The organism is Pseudomonas wayambapalatensis, from assembly GCF_049942315.1.
In the GTDB taxonomy this organism is placed as follows: domain Bacteria; phylum Pseudomonadota; class Gammaproteobacteria; order Pseudomonadales; family Pseudomonadaceae; genus Aquipseudomonas; species Aquipseudomonas wayambapalatensis.
Map to the genome: position 1 here is coordinate 113866 of NZ_JBNFMU010000233.1, position 16564 is coordinate 130429.

Sequence of the window (16564 nt, forward strand, 5' to 3'; positions counted from 1 at the left end):
AGATTCCCATGGCAAGCACATCGATTCGCTGCATCCTAACCGCCCTGGGTCTTGCCCTGGCGGCCCAGGCCCAGGCGGCCACCGTGACCGGGACGATCAACTCGACCTTGACGTTGATCTCGGCCTGCCAGGTCAATGGCAGCGCCGGCACCTCCGGGCTCAATTTCGGTAGCCTGAACTTCGGCACCCAGGATGCTCTGTTCACCACTGCCAATGGCCAGGTGCTCGGTGGCGGCGGCGGGGCCATGAGCATTCTCTGCTCGGCTGGCACGGTGCCGGCGATCCGGGTGCGGGCCGGTGCCCACGACGGTGCATCCAGCGGCGGGACGCGCGCGCTGGCCGACGGCGCTGGCAACTTCGTACCGTACGACTTCTACACCGATACCGGTCGTACTCAACTGCTGGCCATCGACGGCACCATCACGCTGCCGACCAGCACCGGTGTCGCCCAGACCGTCAACCTCTACGGCCAGGCGCGTGGCAAGGCGGGCCTGCCGGCCGGGGTGTACACCGACACGGTCGCGGTCGAGCTGACCTTCTGACCCATGCGCGGTTGGCCCCACGCACTGCTGGCTGGCTTGTGGCTGGTGTGGACGTCGCCCTCGACGGCAGCGACCACCAGTACCTTCCAGGTCAGCGCGCAGATCACCGCAGGCTGCCTGGTGGTCGGCGGCGTGAGCGCCTACGGCGTACTCGATTTCGGCACCCAGTCGGCGCTGTCCACCGCCACCCTGAGCACCGCGCTGGGCGGCACCACGGTGACCTTTCAATGTACGCCGGGCGTGACCCTTGGCATGAGCCTCGATGGCGGGCAGAACAGTGCCAGCGGCACGCGCAATCTCAAGCGCAGTGGCGGCACGCAGTTGGTGGCCTACCAGCTGTTTCGCGATGCGGCGTTGAGCCAGGCCCTGACCATCGGCACCAGCGTGCCGGTGAGCTATAGCGATCCGACGGCGATCAAGTTGCCGGTGTATGGCCGCACCCAGTTGCCCGGCAATGTGCCGGCGGGGACCTACACCGATGTAGTGCAAGTGACAGTGACCTGGTGATGCTGATCCGCACGTCCAGGCACGGCTATCGATAAGACAGAGGAGAGCGGCATGGGGGCAGGCGCGAACACGGCGCGGAACATCATCATCGGGGCATTGCTGCTGGCCAGCCTGCCGGTGGCAGCCGCGACGTCGGTGCTGATCTGGCCGATCGATCCGGTGCTCGAGGCCGACCAGAAGGCCGGCGCGCTATGGCTGGAGAACCGCGGTAGCGCGCCGGCCAGCCTGCAGGTGCGGGTGTTCGCCTGGCGCCAGGGCGATTATCAGGAGCAGTTCCAGGCGCAGCGCGAGATCATCGGCAGCCCCCCTGTGGCCAATATCCCGCCAGGTCAGAAGCAACTGATCCGGCTGACCCGCACCGGCAGCTCGCCGGTGGGCCAGGAGCAAGCCTACCGGATCATCATCGACGAGATCCCCTCGCCAACACCGGCCGATGCCAGCACCGAAGGGCCGAAGGCAGCCATTCGCCTGCAGATGCGCTATTCGGTGCCGCTGTTCGTGTATGGCGAAGGCCTGTGGGGCAAGCCCGACCCGGAGGGCAAGCGCAGCGCCGAAGGTGTCGGCAAGCCTCAATTGAGCTGGCGTGCAGTGACGGTACAGGGCAAGCCGTATATCGAGCTGCGCAATACCGGGCCGGTGCATGCGCGCCTCACCGATGTGGTGCTGCAGCAAGGGGGCCAGCAGAAGCCGCTGGTCGAGGGGCTGCTGGGTTATGTGCTGCCGGGGGCCAGCATGCGCTGGCCGGCACCGACCGAACTGGGCGCGAGCAGCGTGCTCAAGGGACGGGTCAATGGCCAGGAGGTGGCTCAGGCCATCCGCCAAGGGCAGTGACCTGCAAACGCGGGTAGTGGAGGGGCCAGGGAGGACCCGCCGATGGTTGGAAACCGTGTGTGAGTGGCTGGCGGCGGGCGACGCGCCGGTGGTGGCTGGGCCTGGCGATGCTGGGGCCGGTGCTGGGCGTGGCCGCCGATCTGCCGCCACCCCCGACAGAAAGCACCGCGATTGCCGATGCCACCCTGTACCTGGACCTGCTGGTGAATCAGGTGCCCAAGGCTGAGCTGGTGCCGGTGCAGCAGCGTGCCGGGCGACTGTACCTGGCCAGCGATGCGCTGCGTGCGGCGGGCATCCTGGTGCCGGGCGATCCTCAGGGGGAGGTGGCGCTGGAAAGCATCGTCGGCCTGCATGTGGACTACGACAGCCCAAACCAGCGCCTGCTGCTGCAGGTGCCGCCGGCGTGGCTGCCCGACCAGCAGTTCGGTGGACGCAACCTGTATCCGGCCAGCGATGCGCGCAGTAGTTTCGGCGCTTTGCTCAACTATGACCTGTACCTGAACGACACCGATGATGCCGGCACCTATCTCGCCGCCTGGAACGAGCTGCGGGTGTTCGACAGTTGGGGCACCTTCTCCACCACCGGGCAGTGGCGTGAGTCATTCAACGGTGCCCCCCGGAATCAGAGCCGCGAAGGCTTTCTGCGCTACGACACCACCTGGCGTTTCACCGACGAGCAGCGCCTGTTGACCTACGAGGCAGGCGATCTGGTCACCAGCGCCTTGCCCTGGAGCAGCTCGGTGCGGGTGGGCGGCTTGCAGGTTTCCCGAGACTTTGCCGCACGCCCGGACCTGGTCACCTATCCGCTGCCGGCCTTTGCCGGAGAGGCGGCGGTACCCACGTCGCTGGATCTGTTCATCAATGGTTACAAGACCAGCACCACCGATCTGCAACCGGGGCCCTACACACTCACCAACGTGCCGTTCATCAACGGTGCCGGTGAAGCCGTGGTGGTGACCACCGATGCGCTCGGGCGCCAGATCTCGACGACCTTGCCGTTCTACGTGACCAGCAGCTTGCTGGCCGAGGGGCTGTCGGACTTTTCGGTGGCTGCCGGTAGCCTTCGCCGTGACTATGCCGTGAAGGACTTCGGCTACGGGCCCGCAGTGGCATCGGCGAGCTTGCGCCATGGTGTGTCCGATTACTTCACCCTCGAAACCCACGCCGAAACGGCCGAGTCGATGATGCTCGGTGGCCTGGGTGGCAACCTGCGCCTGGGAACCTTCGGTGTGCTCAACGCCGCCGTGGCGCAGAGCCGTTTCGAGGGCGACACAGGGCAGCAGGTGGCCTTGGGTTACCAGTACAACAGCCGACGTATCGGCTTCAACTACCAGCGGATCGAGCGCCATGGCGATTATGCCGACCTGACGCTGGTCGACAATCCCTATACCCGCCTGAGCACGCGCAGCGAGCAGGCGACCGTAAGCCTGAACCTGGATCGCTACGGCAGCGTCGGTGCTGGCTATTTCGACGTGCGCGCGGGGGATGGCTCGCGCACGCGGCTGATCAACCTGAGCTGGAGCAAGCCGTTGTGGCGCAACAGCAGCCTGTACCTGTCGGCCAACCGCGATGTCGGTGACAGTCAGTGGGCGGTGCAGGCACAACTGGTGGTCCCGTTCGATACCCATGGCACCCTGGCCTTCAGCGCCGAGCGCAGCAAGGACGGCCAGGACCTGCAGCGCGTCAACTACAGCCGCGCAGTGCCAGTGGGTGGCGGTGTGGGTTACAACCTTGGCTACGCCAATGGGGGGGATCGAGGCGCCTATCGGCAGGCCGATGTGACCTGGCGCCTGCAGTCCGTGCAGCTGCAGGCGGGGGTCTATGGCAGCAGCGAGGAGATGACCCGCTGGGCCGATGCCAGCGGTTCGCTGGTGCTGATGGACTCGGGCATGTTCGCCGCCAACCGTATCGATGATGCGTTCGTGGTTGTCAGCACCAGTGGCTACGCCGATGTGCCGGTGCGCTACGAGAACCAGTTGGTCGGTCGCACCGACGGCAATGGCCACCTGCTGGTGCCGTACAGCAGCGGTTACTACCGTGGCAAGTACGAGATCGATCCAATGGAGCTGCCCGCCGATGTGATGGCTTCGACGGTCGAACAACGCGTCGCGGTGCGTCGGGGCAGTGGCTATCTTTTGGAGTTCCCGCTCAAGCGGGTGCTGGCAGCAAGCATCGTGCTGGTCGATGCCAACCAGCAGGAGCTCAAGCTGGGCAGCCGGGTGAGGGGCATCCAGGGCGGCAGCGAGGCCGTGGTGGGGTGGGATGGCCTGGTCTACCTGGAGAACCTGTCGGCGCACAATCGCCTGCAGGTCGAAGTCGCTGATGGCGGCCAGTGCCAGGTCGAATTCGACCTGCCTGAAGGGGAAGGGGCGATTCCGCTGATCGGCCCTCTGGTGTGCCGATGAATGCCCTGGGCAGGGTGGTGCTGGGGCTCGGCCTGTGTGCCGGTTGCGCTCAGGCGTGGTCGGCCTGTTCGGTGGGGGCCACGGTGCCTGCGTCCTTCGGCACGATCAATTCGACGCTGGTGCGCACCACGGTGCAACCGGCTTCGACCACCAATGCCGGGCTGTCCTGCACCGGCTCACTGTTGTCGCTGTTGACCAGCAACGACCATTTCTACGCCACCATCACCTCCACCAGCACGGGCATGGTCGGCCCGACTGGCGATGTCATCCCCTATACGATCTACGCCAACAACACCACCAACTTTCCGATCAGTCGCGGCACGCGTTTCGATTTCGTCCCCAACGGCATCATCGACGCCCTGGGGCTGCTCAACGGCACCTCGCCCAAGTCGGTGCCGCTGTACCTGCGCACCGTGGTGGGGGCCAATGTTGCGGCCGGGGTCTACACCGAGACCCTGTCGATCTTCTGGGACTGGAACTATTGCTCAGGCATCGGCCTGGGCGGTATCTGCCTGGGACGGGATATCGGCAGCGGTACGCAGACCCTGACAGTGACGCTGACCGTCAGCAACGATTGCCAGATCACCACCCCCAATATCAGTTTTGCCAGTGCGCCGGTGGTGGCCGGGTTTGCGACGGTGAACCAGAGCATCAACATCGCCTGTACCAAGGGCAGCAACTACACGGTCGGGCTGGACGATGGGCAGAACGTGTCGGGTGGGCGTCGGCGGATGAAGTCTACGGCCAACAACTACCTGGCCTACGACATCTTCAAGAGCGCTGGCACCGTGCGCTGGGGATCGGTGGGCGCGGCCCGGCGCGCGAGCAGCGACGCCAACGTGAACCCCGGTGCCGGCACGGGCACCGGCAGCCAGGTGTTCAACTACAACGCCAAGGTCTACACCGATCAGGCGACGCCGCCTGCAGCGACCTACACCGACAGCGTGATTCTCGACGTGCAGTTCTGAGCGGATCAATGGGCCGCTGTCTTGCGGATCAGCGCAACTCCTTGACCATCTTTTCCAACGTTTCCAGCACTGCGCCTGCCAACTTCTTGGAGCGCGCGCCCGACCAGCCGCACTTGGCGTCGGGGTTGTCGTCGTGGTCCTTGAACGGCATTTCCAAGGTCAGCGACAGGCAGTCGTAGGCCTGCCCGACCGCATTGCAGGCCAGCGTCATGTTCGCTTGGCCAGGCTGGTCGCGGGTGTAGCCGTGGACGGTCTGGAAGTCTTTGGTCACGCTGCACAGGGTGCTACGAAACTGCTCCTCCAGTTTGGCGATGCGTGGTGTGTAGCCCGGGTTGCCTTCGCAGGCCGCGGTGAATACATGGGGGATTTCCTCGTCGCCATGGGCGTCGACGAAGGCATCCACGCCGTACTGCTTCATCTGGCTCTGGGCGAAGAACACCTCCGGGCTGAGCTCGACACTGGCGTCCTGCCAGGCACGATTGAGGTCCTTGCCCTTGAAGTTGGTGCGCAGATGGCCGAGGAAGGCGCCGTCAGGGTTCATGTTGGGGATCAGGTACAGGTCGGCTTGGGCAAGCAGGCGCTGGACCGTTGCATCGTTGCTCTCAAGGCAGTCGATCACGCCTTCCATGAACCACTCGGCCATGTGTTCACCGGGGTGCTGCTGGGCGATGATCCACAGTTTGCGCTTGCCGTCGGCGCCATCACCGGCACGCAGCAGCGGGATGTCGCGGCCCTGCACGCTACGACCGCTGGCCAGCAGCGTGACGCCGGGAATATGCCGGGCCCGCTCGATGAGCTGGTTGTGGCGCGCGCGTGGGTAGGGTTCGAAATAGGCGAACCAAGCCTGTGGCTGTTTGGCCGTGAAATCGAACGCGAGGGCCTTGCCGTCGAAGCTGCTGGGTACGCGGAACCAGTTCTGCTGGTCGTACGACGCCACGGCGTGGTAGCCGTCCCAGGCGTTCTTGTAGGAGGACTCATGGGCGTTGTCGAGGCTGAAGCGGTGGGTCTGGCCGACCGTCAGGCCGCTCACCTTGAAATGGAACCACTGGAAGTGGCCGCTGTGGGTGTCGGGGCGGATGGCCAGGCGCACCTGGCGCGGGTCACTGGCATCCAGTACCTGGATATTGCCGGAATCGAAATCGCAGTCGATCTGCAGTGGGGACAGCGTCACGGTCATTGCCAGACTCCTGTGGCTTTGTTGTGACGCTACTGTAGCTCAACGACAGGTGGGGTGTCTTTGCTGGCCCCTTTACGCGACAAGCTCCCGCGCGAGGGCGGCGCCTGCGTGTCAGGCGAGCAGCCCGAGGGCGATCAATGCGGCAACGCCCAGGCCTACGGCAATCGAACACCCGCCCAGCGATAACGCGGCACGGCCATTGCGATACCCGCCATCCTGGCCCAACTGGCGAGCTGGAGCCAGCAGGCTGCGCCAGCACAGTTCGATCTGCTCAAAGGCCTGCAGGTGCTGCGGCGCGGCATCCAGCCAACGGCGGAAATCGATGCGCTCGCAGGTTGTCGCCTCCGGGCTTTGCAGGCGCACGTACCATTGGCCGGCAATGCTGGCCAGGCGGTCGCCACGTGGCAATGCGCTTTGCAGTGCCTGGAAGAGATGGCGTTCGATGGTCAGCAGGGGCAGGTCGAGGCGGGCAGCAATGTCGGCAATGCCGAGCTGGTCGAGGCGATTGAGCAGAAATACCTGCTGAACCCGGCGTGGCAAGCGCCTGAGACCATGCAGCAACGTGTCTTCGGTAGGCGGGCGGGCGACTTGCGGGCCATGCTCGAGGGGCAGCAGCAGACGGGTCATGGACGGCTCCTTGCGCGAGAAGAGGGGGAGAGGGGGCATCCTCCCTGATGCGTAGGCAGCTTAATCTTAACGAGATTGATTCTCAAGTGCTGTTTGCGCAAAACGCTGTAACACGCATTCACGAATTGACACACCTTTGCTATCATCGCGGCCATTCAACGCGGTAACCCTTCTTCATTAGCCTGAAGAGCCAAAAAAAAATGACCCGGCAAAAAGCCGGGTCAAAAACCGTGATTAGCCTGATGAGGAGATAATCTGAGCGCCCGACCTGAGGGCTCCAGGTTATCCAGCGGGTCTCGCGACCTGCTGAGTGCAATAATAATCGTTATCATTTGCAAGTCAAATGATTTTTCTGTCCTCCAGAAAAATAATTTCTTGTGCACTTCCTCTGTCCGGCAACCGGGCAATGTTCGTTACCCGGCCATCACGTACTCCCGTCTCTCATAGCCCCTGTGGCGCTTGCCGTTGCTCCAGCATCGCGCGGGCCATGTTCACCATATGCATCAGTGCGAACAGCACCTCTCGGGTCGTGCCCTGTTGATGGCTGCCGGTTTGCTGTGCCGTGGCGGCTGCGCAGCGCAACAAGGCCAAGGCGTGCGCGTTGGCTTGCTCGGGGGAGACCTCGTCGCGCAGCCGCCAGGGCACGCTGTCGATGCTGGTGTGCGGTGGTGTTGGGTTGAGGTAGTAGTCGAGCGCGCGACGCGCCGCTTCGCCGTCCAAATCCTTTTCTGGATGTGTCATCGGTTTCATCCTGTTACCTGTTGAGCGTGATAGGGAAATCAGTACACTCGAATACTAATACGAAAAGTACTAATGACTATCAGATTAATAATACAATATGTGTATTGAGCGCTGATGGGCAGTCCGTATCGTGCGGGCGATGGAAAAATGGATCGCGCTGGTCAAGCAAAGGATGCGGGAGCTGGGGCTTTCGCAGGAACAACTCGCCGAACGTGTTGGGGTGACCCAGGGCGGTGTCGGCCATTGGCTGCGTGGCACCCGTCAGCCGAAGGTGGGCATGATGAACCAGGTCCTGCAGGCCCTGGGGATGGCGCACCTGCATGTTTCGCTGCGCATGGTACGCATCGACCAACTGGCCGAGCCCAATGGCGCCTACGCCGCCGAGGCAGGCGGGGATGACGACGACCTGCTGCAGTACATCATGTGCTTCCGCTATCCGGTGCTGGCCTGGACCGAGCTGGAGGGGCCGTGGCCCGAGGGGTGCATCGTCTATGAGCAGACCGACTACCCGGCGCTGGGCAAGGCATTCTGGTTGCCGGTCGAAGGCGACCTGATGAGCGCCGCCACCGGCCCCAGCGTGCCCGAGCAAACGCTGGTGCTGGTGGATCCTGGGGTGCCGGCGGCGCCAGGCAAACTGGTGATCGCCCGGCAGAAGGGCACCTCGGCGATGTTCCGGCAGTTGGTCGAGGATGGCGGGCAGCGGTATCTCAAACCGTTGAACCCGACCTACCCGAAGCTGCTGTGCGGCGAGGATTTCGAAGTGCTGGGCGTGGTGGTGAGGTCGCACGGGCGGCATTGAGCCCGCCCGGCCATGTGGTGCGGCTAGTCTTCATCCAGGCGCTGAAAACCAGGGCAATCCCTGCAGGAGCGGCACATGGCCGCTCCTGCAGGCCCCTCAGCTCTCTTCCAGTTCCACCAGCACCGTCCCTTCGCTGACCATGTCGCCTTCCTGGCAGAACAGCGCCTTCACGATCCCCGCCTGCGGTGCACGAATACTGTGCTCCATCTTCATCGCCTCCAGCACCACCAGCGCTGTTCCGGCTTCCACTGCCTGACCCGCTTCGACCAGCACGCGCACGATGCTGCCGTTCATGGGCGCGCCCAGCCCCCCCTGATGGCCATGGCTGGCCTCGGCGGCGGCAATCGGATCGAACGCCGTGACTGCGTGCAGTTCGCCCGCCCATTGCAGGTACAGCACGCCCTCGCGACGAATGGCCAGGTAGCGCCGCCGCAGGCCATCCTGGTCCTGCACCAGTTGCTCGCCGAGCAGTTGGAACGCTGAGGGCGCGCTGTTCTGCAGCGCCACGGCCTGGTCCTGACCCTCGCATGACAGATGCAGGCTGCTGCGGGCTGGCAGGCCCAGGCGCAAGCCATCGCAGCGGGCCCAGGGCGAGTTGCCGTCGTCTGTGCGACGTCGTGGCGAGCCGCTCTGCAGCCAGGCTTCGGCAGCGGCTTGCCAGAACAGCGCCGGACGCTCGCCGGTGGCGGGCAGCAGCACTTCGTGATGACGGCCAATGAAGCCGGTATCCAGTTCGGCGGCCGCGAAGGCCGGATGGGCGAGGATGCGCCGCAGGAAGGCGATGTTGGTTTTCAAGCCGCCGATGGCGAACTCGTCGAGCATGGCCAGTAGTCGCAAGCGCGCCTGTTCGCGATCCTGTCCCCAGGCGATCAGCTTGCCCAGCATCGGGTCGTAGAACGGCGAGATCACATCGCCCTCGCTGACCCCGCTGTCGACCCGGCGCCCTTCGCCTGGCGCCGATTCGCGGTACAGCGCCAGGGTGCCGGTGGCCGGCAGGAAGTCATTGGCCGGATCTTCCGCATACAGCCGCACCTCGATGGCATGGCCAACCAGCGGCACCTGCTCCTGAGTGATCGGCAAGGCCTCGCCGCAAGCGACACGGATCTGCCAGGCCACCAGGTCCAGCCCGGTGATCGCCTCGGTGACCGGGTGTTCGACCTGCAGGCGGGTGTTCATTTCCATGAAGAAGAACTCGCCGCGGGCATCGAGCAGGAACTCCACGGTGCCAGCGCCGACATAACCGATGGCCTGGGCCGCGCGCACCGCCGCCTCACCCATGGCTTGGCGCAGTTGCGCCGACAAGCCTGGGGCCGGAGCCTCTTCGACAACCTTCTGGTGGCGACGCTGGATCGAGCAGTCGCGTTCGTTGAGGTACAGGCAATGGCCGTGTTGGTCGGCGAACACCTGGATTTCCACGTGCCGAGGCTTGAGCACGTACTTTTCCACCAACATTCGCGCATCGCCGAACGACGATTGCGCCTCGCGTTGTGCCGAGGCCAGGGCGTCGGCCAGCTCGCTCTCCTGCTCGACCACCTTCATGCCCTTGCCGCCACCCCCGGCACTGGCCTTGAGCAGCACCGGATAACCAATGCGTTCGGCAGCGGCGCGGAAGGTCTCCAGGTCCTGGGCGTCACCGTGATAGCCGGGCACCAGCGGCACCCCGGCGGCTTCCATCAGGGCCTTGGCCGCCGACTTGCTGCCCATGGCATCGATGGCGCTGGCCGGTGGGCCGAGGAAGATCAGCCCGGCCTGCTCGATGGCGCGGGCAAAGCCTGCGTTCTCGGAAAGAAAGCCGTAGCCGGGATGGATCGCCTGTGCGCCACTGGCCTTGGCTGCAGCGATCAGCTTGTCGATCACCAGGTAGCTGTCGGCGGCCTTGGTGCCGCCCAGGTCGACGCAGATATCGGCTTCGCGGCTGTGCCGGGCGTCACGGTCGGTGGCGCTGTGCACTGCGACGGTGGTCAGGCCCATGGCCTTGGCGGTGCGCATCACCCGACAGGCGATCTCGCCGCGGTTGGCGACCAGCAGGGTGGTCAGCGGGGGGTGGCTCATGGGCGAGGTTCCTTGTCGACGGGCTGCCAGGCGGGGCGGCGTTTTTCCAGGAAGGCGCTCAGGCCCTCCTGGCCTTCGGGGCTGACACGAATGCGGGCGATGGTGTTCTCGGTGTAGCGGCGCAGGGCAGGGCTCAGTTCGCCATCGTCCACCTCGCGCAGCAGGTCCTTGGTGGCGCGCAGGGCCTGAGGGCTGTTGAGCAGCAGGTTGTCGATCCAGGCCTGGACCTGGGTGTCCAGTTCGCTGGCAGGGTACACCTCGGCCAGCAGGCCCAGCTCGCGGGCGCGCGCACCACTGAAGCGCTCGGCGGTCAGGGCATAGCGGCGAGCGGCACGCTCACCGATGGCCTTGACCACGAACGGGCTGATCACTGCCGGTGCCAGGCCGATGCGGACCTCCGACAGACACAGCTGTGCATCTTCAGCGCCGATGGCCATGTCGCAGCAACTGATCAGGCCCAGCGCACCACCGAATGCGGCGCCCTGGACCACGGCCAGGGTCGGCGCCTTGAGGCGATGCAGCGCGTACATCAGCTCGCCCAGTTCATGGGCGTCGTCCAGGTTGGTATTGAAGTCCAACTGCGCCGACTGCTGCATCCAGGCCAGGTCAGCACCGGCGCTGAAGTGCCGGCCACGGCCACGCAGCAGCACGAAGCGCAGGCGGCTGTCTTCGCCCAGTTGGTCGATGGCAACGATCAGCTCGCGAATCATCTGGGCGTTGAAGGCGTTGTTCTTGTCTTCCCGGCTCAGCCACAGGGTGGCGAAGCCGCGAGGGTCCTTTATCACTTCGAGGGTGGCAAAATCGCTCATGGGTCACATCCGGAAAATGCCGAAGCGGCTCTGTTCGATCGGGGCGTTCAGCGCGGCGGACAAGGCAAGGCCCAGCACTTCACGGGTTTGCGCCGGGTCGATGACGCCGTCATCCCACAGCCGGGCGCTGGAATAGTAGGGGTGGCCCTGGCGCTCGTACTGGTCGAGGATCGGCTGCTTGAGCTGCTTTTCGTCCTCGGCGCTGAACACCTCGCCACTGCGCTCGCTCTGCTCGCGCTTGACCTGGGCCAGCACGCCGGCGGCCTGTTCGGCACCCATCACGCCAATTCGCGCGTTAGGCCACATCCACAGGAAGCGCGGATCGTAGGCGCGCCCGCACATGCCGTAGTTGCCAGCACCGAAGCTGCCGCCGATGATCACCGTGAACTTCGGCACCTGGGCGCAGGCCACTGCGGTCACCAGCTTGGCGCCGTGCTTGGCGATACCGCCTTCCTCGTATTTCTTGCCGACCATGAAGCCCGTGATGTTCTGCAGGAACAACAGCGGGATGCCGCGTTGGCAGGCCAGTTCGATGAAGTGCGCGCCTTTTTGCGCAGCCTCGGCAAAGAGGATGCCGTTGTTGGCCAGGATCGCTACCGGGTAGCCGTGCAGGTGGGCGAAACCGCACACCAGGGTGGTGCCGAACAGGGCCTTGAATTCATCGAACACGGAGCCATCGACCAGGCGCGCGATGATCTCGCGCACATCGAACGGTTGCTTGGCATCGGCCGGCACCACGCCGTACAGCTCCTGGGCGTCGTACAGCGGTGCGATCGGTGCCTGGCATTGCAGGCGCCCGAGTTTGTGCCAGTTGAGGTTGGCCACGCTGCGCCGGGCGATCGCCAGGGCATGCTCGTCGTTGTCGGCATAGTGGTCGGCCACGCCGCTGGTGCGGCAATGCACATCGGCGCCGCCCAGGTCTTCGGCGCTCACCACCTCGCCGGTGGCGGCCTTCACCAGCGGCGGGCCGGCGAGGAAGATGGTCGCCTGCTGGCGCACCATGATCGCTTCGTCGGCCATCGCCGGCACATAGGCGCCACCTGCGGTGCACGAGCCCATCACCACGGCGATCTGCGCAATGCCCAGGGCGCTCATGTTGGCCTGGTTGAAGAAGATCCGTCCGAAGTGCTCACGATCCGGGAACACTTCGTCCTGGCGTGGCAGGTTGGCGCCGCCGGAGTCGACCAGGTAGATGCACGGCAGGCGATTCTGCAGGGCGATGGTCTGCGCGCGCAGGTGTTTCTTCACGGTCAGCGGGTAGTAGGAGCCGCCTTTGACCGTGGCGTCGTTGGCCACGATCATGCACTCGACCCCTTCGACGCGGCCGATGCCGGCGATCACGCCTGCTGCCGGCACGTCTTCGCCATACACCTCATGGGCGGCGAGCTGGCCGATCTCGAGAAACGCCGAGCCCGGGTCGAGCAGGCGGTCGATGCGCTCGCGCGGCAGCAGCTTGCCGCGCGAGGTATGGCGCTGCTGGGCCTTGGGCCCGCCGCCCTGGCTGACCTGGGCCAGCAGGGTGCGCAGGGCATCGACCTGTTCGAGCATGGCCGCGCTGTTGCTGGCGAACTCAGCCGAGCGCGGGTTGATCTGGGTGTGCAGGGTAGCCATGGACGCCAGCTCCTTGTGCTCAGCGGGTTTCGTTGAACAGTTCGCGGCCGATCAGCATCCGGCGAATTTCGCTGGTGCCGGCACCGATCTCGTAGAGTTTGGCGTCACGCAGCAGGCGGCCGGCCGGGAATTCGTTGATGTAGCCGTTGCCGCCGAGAATCTGGATCGCTTCCAGGGCCATCTGCGTAGCGCGTTCGGCGGTGTAGAGGATCACCCCGGCGGCGTCCTTGCGCGTGGTCTCGCCACGGTCGCAGGCCTGGGCCACGGCGTAGAGGTAGGCGCGGCTGGCGTTGAGCTGGGTGTACATGTCGGCGATCTTGCCCTGGATCAGCTGGAATTCGCCGATGCTCTGGCCGAACTGCTTGCGATCGTGGATGTAGGGCACCACCAGGTCCATGCAGCTCTGCATGATGCCGGTCGGACCGCCCGAGAGCACCACGCGCTCGTAGTCCAGGCCGCTCATCAGCACACGCACACCGCCATTGAGCTGGCCGAGGATGTTTTCTTCCGGCACTTCGACGCCATCGAAGAACAGCTCGCAGGTGTTGGAGCCGCGCATGCCCAGCTTGTCGAACTTGTTGCTGCGCGAGAAGCCCTTCCAGTCACGTTCGACGATGAATGCGCTGATGCCGTGCGGGCCCTTGTCCAGGTCGGTCTTGGCGTAGATCACGTAGGTGTTGGCGTCGGGGCCGTTGGTGATCCAGGTCTTGCTGCCGTTGAGTACATAGCGGTCGCCGCGTTTCTCGGCGCGCAGTTTCATCGACACCACGTCGGAGCCGGCATTGGGCTCGCTCATGGCCAGGGCGCCGATGTGCTCGCCGCTGATCAGCTTGGGCAGGTACTTCAGCTTCTGTTCATGGGTGCCGTTGCGGTTGATCTGGTTGACGCAGAGGTTGGAGTGGGCGCCGTAGGACAGTGCCACCGAGGCCGAGGCACGGCTGATCTCTTCCATCGACACCACATGGGCCAGGTAGCCCAGGCCTGCGCCGCCATATTCTTCCGCGACGGTGATGCCCAGCAGGCCCATGTCGCCGAACTTGCGCCACATGTCGGCGGGGAACAGGTTGTCGTGGTCGATCTGCGCCGCGCGCGGGGCGAGTTCGGCGGCAGCGAAGGTGCGTACCTGGTCGCGGAGCATGTCGATGGTCTCGCCCAGGGCGAAGTTCAGGGTCGGGTAATGCATGGGGGCACCTTGTTGTTCTTGAAATTCGAGGTACTGCACCGACCCTGTGGGAGCGGGCTTGCCCGCGATGCCCGTCAGAACGGCCAGCGCTGTTGTCTGGTCCGGCCTCATCGCGGGCAAGTCCGCTCCCACAGGGTCGGTGCTCGTGGTTGACGTTAACGTAAACCTGCCTTTCCGGGCTGTCAATTGGATCATCACCTTTACGTAAACGTAAATCTGCGCCAGAGTAATTGCCGCTTGCTTCAGTCATGCCCAGAACAACCACAAGAAGGGACACTCATGAGTCAACCAAGCTACACCCGCGGCCGCCAGGACCGGCCTCTGCTGACCCAGACCATCGGCCAGGCGTTCGATGCCACCGCCGCCCGCTGGCCCGAGCGCGAGGCCCTGGTGGTGCGTCACCAAGGCCTGCGCTATAGCTGGCGCGCGTTGGCCGAGCAGGTCGAGGTGCATGCCCGTGCCCTGATTGCCCTGGGCGTGGCCAGTGGCGATCGCGTCGGTATCTGGGCGCCTAACTGCGCCCAGTGGTGCATCCTGCAGATCGCCACGGCGAAGGTCGGCGCGATCCTGGTCAACATCAACCCGGCGTACCGGGTGGGCGAGCTGGAGTATGTGTTGCGTCAGTCCGGCTGCAGCTGGCTGGTGTGTGCCGATGCCTTCAAGTCGTCCGACTATCACGCGATGGTCCAGGAAATGCTGCCCGAGCTGGGTGCGCAGCCGCTGGCGAGTGAACGCCTGCCGGACCTGCAGGGCGTCATCAGCCTGTCGTCGCAGCCGCCCGAAGGCTTTCTGCCCTGGGATGCACTGGCCGAACGGGCAGGGCAGGTCGATGCCCAGGCGTTGCAGGCGAGGCAGCAGGGCTTGCAGTTCGACCAGGCGGTGAACATCCAGTACACCTCCGGCACCACTGGCGCGCCGAAAGGCGCCACGCTCAGCCACTACAACATCCTCAACAACGGCTTCATGGTCGGCGAAAGCCTGGGCCTGAGCGAACGGGACCGTATGGTGATCCCGGTGCCGCTGTACCACTGCTTTGGCATGGTCATGGCCAACCTGGGTTGCATCACCCACGGCAGCACCATGATCTACCCCAACGACGCCTTCGATCCCGAGTTGACGCTGCAGGCCGTGGCCGAAGAGCGTGCCAGCATCCTCTATGGCGTGCCGACCATGTTCATCGCCATGCTCGACCACCCGTCGCGCAGCACTCTGGACCTCTCGACCCTGCGCAGCGGCATCATGGCCGGTGCCACCTGCCCGATCGAGGTGATGCGCCGGGTGATCGAGCAGATGCACATGGGTGAGGTGCAGATCGCCTACGGCATGACCGAGACCAGCCCGGTGTCGCTGCAGACAGGCCCGGATGACGAGCTGGAACTGCGCGTGACCACGGTCGGGCGCACGCAGCCGCAACTGGAGACCAAGCTGGTGGACGCGCACGGCGCCATCGTCCCGCGTGGCGAGATCGGCGAGCTCTGCACCCGCGGCTACAGCGTGATGCTCGGTTACTGGGATAACCCCGAAGCCACTCAACAGGCGATCGATCCGGCGCGCTGGATGCGCACGGGTGACCTGGCGGTGATGGACGAACAGGGCTATGTGCGCATCGTCGGGCGCAACAAGGACATGATCATTCGCGGCGGCGAGAACATCTACCCGCGCGAGCTCGAGGAGTTTTTCCATACCCACCCGGCGGTTGCCGATGCTCAGGTGATCGGCATCCCTTGCAGCCGCTATGGTGAGGAGGTCGTGGCCTGGATCAAGCTGCACCCCGGGCACAGCGCCACGGTCGAGGACTTGCAGGCCTGGTGCAAGGCACGCATCGCGCACTTCAAGGTGCCGCGGCATTTCCGCTTCGTCGAAGCGTTCCCGATGACGGTGACCGGCAAGGTGCAGAAGTTCCGCATGCGCGAGATCAGCATGGCGGAACTCGCGTCGCACTGAAGCGCCGCCTGGCCTGAGAAGACCAGGCGGATATGACATGTCACTTAACAGCCTTGAACAAATCGTCGAAGGTTTCGGCGTCTTGGATGTCGCTTTCTGTCAGGTCGGTTCCTAAATCGTCATTGATGTATCGAACCAGTTTTGAGGTACTGCTGACGATGTCGGAAACTTTCGTAGCGCCGTTGATATCGGCCTCTTTCTTGTCAAATTTTTCGGCAAGCAGTTTCTTCAGTTCCTGTTCGGTAGCCATGTTCATTTCCCCTTGAGTTGAGTCATGCGTCAGTGTGTGTTGAGGTTCAGGGTTTCATTGGTCAGGCATGGGCAGGCTCCTGTGTCATGTAGCTATAACGATCGCGAAGATCAAACCG

At 64.6% G+C, this 16564-nt stretch carries 15 protein-coding genes; 7 read left to right on the top strand and 8 right to left on the bottom strand.

Annotated features, from left to right (window positions below; translation table 11 throughout):
- The first annotated feature begins 8 nt into the window (after window positions 1-8).
- The 5 genes from ACPZMI_RS23565 to ACPZMI_RS23585 all read left to right on the top strand — a co-directional run bounded on the left by ACPZMI_RS23565 (window position 9) and on the right by ACPZMI_RS23585 (window position 5253).
- Window positions 9-542 carry a Csu type fimbrial protein gene (locus tag ACPZMI_RS23565; RefSeq protein ID WP_054894731.1) on the top strand — a complete coding sequence of 178 codons (534 nt, stop codon included), beginning with the start codon at window positions 9-11 and terminating at the stop codon, window positions 540-542.
- Between the two features lie 3 nt (window positions 543-545).
- Window positions 546-1049, top strand: a complete 504-nt coding sequence (locus ACPZMI_RS23570) for a Csu type fimbrial protein (protein WP_112897910.1) — start codon at window positions 546-548, stop codon at window positions 1047-1049.
- Window positions 1050-1100: 51 nt separating this feature from the next.
- Window positions 1101-1880, top strand: a complete 780-nt coding sequence (locus ACPZMI_RS23575) for a fimbrial biogenesis chaperone (protein WP_186719633.1) — start codon at window positions 1101-1103, stop codon at window positions 1878-1880.
- A gap of 107 nt (window positions 1881-1987) precedes the next feature.
- Entirely contained in the window at window positions 1988-4285 is a 2298-nt protein-coding gene (locus tag ACPZMI_RS23580) for a fimbria/pilus outer membrane usher protein (RefSeq protein WP_426353189.1), read from the top strand.
- The gene (locus ACPZMI_RS23585; RefSeq protein ID WP_288375463.1) at window positions 4282-5253 is read left to right on the top strand and encodes a Csu type fimbrial protein; all 972 of its coding nucleotides are present in this window, start codon (window positions 4282-4284) and stop codon (window positions 5251-5253) included. Before ACPZMI_RS23580 ends, ACPZMI_RS23585 begins: the two co-directional genes overlap by 4 nt.
- A 28-nt stretch (window positions 5254-5281) precedes the next feature.
- On the opposite strand, the gene ACPZMI_RS23590 is transcribed toward ACPZMI_RS23585, so the two are convergent.
- The 3 genes from ACPZMI_RS23590 to ACPZMI_RS23600 form a co-directional block, all read right to left on the bottom strand.
- Window positions 5282-6430, bottom strand: a complete 1149-nt coding sequence (locus ACPZMI_RS23590; protein WP_426353178.1) for a M14 family metallopeptidase — start codon at window positions 6428-6430, stop codon at window positions 5282-5284.
- A 111-nt stretch (window positions 6431-6541) separates the two neighbouring features.
- The gene (locus tag ACPZMI_RS23595) at window positions 6542-7057 is read right to left on the bottom strand and encodes a DUF4880 domain-containing protein (protein ID WP_186719629.1); all 516 of its coding nucleotides are present in this window, start codon (window positions 7055-7057) and stop codon (window positions 6542-6544) included.
- Between the two features lie 441 nt (window positions 7058-7498).
- Entirely contained in the window at window positions 7499-7807 is a 309-nt protein-coding gene (locus ACPZMI_RS23600) for a DUF6124 family protein (RefSeq protein WP_054894738.1), read from the bottom strand.
- A gap of 130 nt (window positions 7808-7937) precedes the next feature.
- Between ACPZMI_RS23600 and ACPZMI_RS23605 the strand changes: the two genes are divergently transcribed.
- On the top strand, window positions 7938-8597 hold the full coding sequence (locus ACPZMI_RS23605; RefSeq protein ID WP_238343291.1) for a S24 family peptidase: 660 nt from the start codon (window positions 7938-7940) through the stop codon (window positions 8595-8597).
- 96 nt (window positions 8598-8693) lie between these two features.
- On the opposite strand, the gene ACPZMI_RS23610 is transcribed toward ACPZMI_RS23605, so the two are convergent.
- The 4 genes from ACPZMI_RS23610 to ACPZMI_RS23625 are packed head-to-tail and all read right to left on the bottom strand — an operon-like array spanning window position 8694 to window position 14252.
- Window positions 8694-10649, bottom strand: coding sequence for an acetyl/propionyl/methylcrotonyl-CoA carboxylase subunit alpha (locus ACPZMI_RS23610; RefSeq protein WP_426353179.1), 1956 nt, complete (start codon window positions 10647-10649; stop codon window positions 8694-8696).
- Window positions 10646-11458 (bottom strand): gamma-carboxygeranoyl-CoA hydratase, encoded by an 813-nt coding sequence (locus ACPZMI_RS23615; RefSeq protein ID WP_186669496.1) that lies wholly within the window; start codon window positions 11456-11458, stop codon window positions 10646-10648. The genes ACPZMI_RS23610 and ACPZMI_RS23615 overlap by 4 nt, the downstream gene beginning before the upstream one ends.
- A 3-nt stretch (window positions 11459-11461) precedes the next feature.
- Window positions 11462-13069 (bottom strand): carboxyl transferase domain-containing protein, encoded by a 1608-nt coding sequence (locus ACPZMI_RS23620; protein ID WP_426353180.1) that lies wholly within the window; start codon window positions 13067-13069, stop codon window positions 11462-11464.
- A 19-nt stretch (window positions 13070-13088) separates the two neighbouring features.
- Window positions 13089-14252 (bottom strand): isovaleryl-CoA dehydrogenase, encoded by a 1164-nt coding sequence (locus tag ACPZMI_RS23625; RefSeq protein WP_186669492.1) that lies wholly within the window; start codon window positions 14250-14252, stop codon window positions 13089-13091.
- A gap of 279 nt (window positions 14253-14531) precedes the next feature.
- On the opposite strand from ACPZMI_RS23625, the gene ACPZMI_RS23630 reads away from it, so the two are divergent.
- A complete protein-coding gene (locus ACPZMI_RS23630) occupies window positions 14532-16196 on the top strand; it encodes an AMP-binding protein (protein ID WP_426353181.1) in 1665 nt (554 codons plus the stop codon).
- Between the two features lie 40 nt (window positions 16197-16236).
- Here the strand turns inward: ACPZMI_RS23630 and ACPZMI_RS23635 are convergent, their stop codons facing one another.
- On the bottom strand, window positions 16237-16446 hold the full coding sequence (locus ACPZMI_RS23635) for a hypothetical protein (protein WP_426353182.1): 210 nt from the start codon (window positions 16444-16446) through the stop codon (window positions 16237-16239).
- Between the last annotated feature and the right edge of the window lie 118 nt (window positions 16447-16564).

What these genes read in the sequence shown, in the direction of transcription:
- ACPZMI_RS23600 (WP_054894738.1), bottom strand. Translation starts at nt 7,807, where the DNA reads ATGAAACCGATGACACATCCAGAAAAGGATTTGGACGGCGAAGCGGCG.
- ACPZMI_RS23595 (WP_186719629.1), bottom strand. Translation starts at nt 7,057, where the DNA reads ATGACCCGTCTGCTGCTGCCCCTCGAGCATGGCCCGCAAGTCGCCCGC.
- ACPZMI_RS23625 (WP_186669492.1), bottom strand. Translation starts at nt 14,252, where the DNA reads ATGCATTACCCGACCCTGAACTTCGCCCTGGGCGAGACCATCGACATG.
- ACPZMI_RS23610 (WP_426353179.1), bottom strand. Translation starts at nt 10,649, where the DNA reads ATGAGCCACCCCCCGCTGACCACCCTGCTGGTCGCCAACCGCGGCGAG.
- ACPZMI_RS23620 (WP_426353180.1), bottom strand. Translation starts at nt 13,069, where the DNA reads ATGGCTACCCTGCACACCCAGATCAACCCGCGCTCGGCTGAGTTCGCC.
- ACPZMI_RS23590 (WP_426353178.1), bottom strand. Translation starts at nt 6,430, where the DNA reads ATGACCGTGACGCTGTCCCCACTGCAGATCGACTGCGATTTCGATTCC.
- ACPZMI_RS23580 (WP_426353189.1), top strand. Translation starts at nt 1,988, where the DNA reads ATGCTGGGGCCGGTGCTGGGCGTGGCCGCCGATCTGCCGCCACCCCCG.
- ACPZMI_RS23605 (WP_238343291.1), top strand. Translation starts at nt 7,938, where the DNA reads ATGGAAAAATGGATCGCGCTGGTCAAGCAAAGGATGCGGGAGCTGGGG.
- ACPZMI_RS23615 (WP_186669496.1), bottom strand. Translation starts at nt 11,458, where the DNA reads ATGAGCGATTTTGCCACCCTCGAAGTGATAAAGGACCCTCGCGGCTTC.
- ACPZMI_RS23565 (WP_054894731.1), top strand. Translation starts at nt 9, where the DNA reads ATGGCAAGCACATCGATTCGCTGCATCCTAACCGCCCTGGGTCTTGCC.
- ACPZMI_RS23575 (WP_186719633.1), top strand. Translation starts at nt 1,101, where the DNA reads ATGGGGGCAGGCGCGAACACGGCGCGGAACATCATCATCGGGGCATTG.
- ACPZMI_RS23570 (WP_112897910.1), top strand. Translation starts at nt 546, where the DNA reads ATGCGCGGTTGGCCCCACGCACTGCTGGCTGGCTTGTGGCTGGTGTGG.
- ACPZMI_RS23635 (WP_426353182.1), bottom strand. Translation starts at nt 16,446, where the DNA reads ATGGCTACCGAACAGGAACTGAAGAAACTGCTTGCCGAAAAATTTGAC.
- ACPZMI_RS23585 (WP_288375463.1), top strand. Translation starts at nt 4,282, where the DNA reads ATGAATGCCCTGGGCAGGGTGGTGCTGGGGCTCGGCCTGTGTGCCGGT.
- ACPZMI_RS23630 (WP_426353181.1), top strand. Translation starts at nt 14,532, where the DNA reads ATGAGTCAACCAAGCTACACCCGCGGCCGCCAGGACCGGCCTCTGCTG.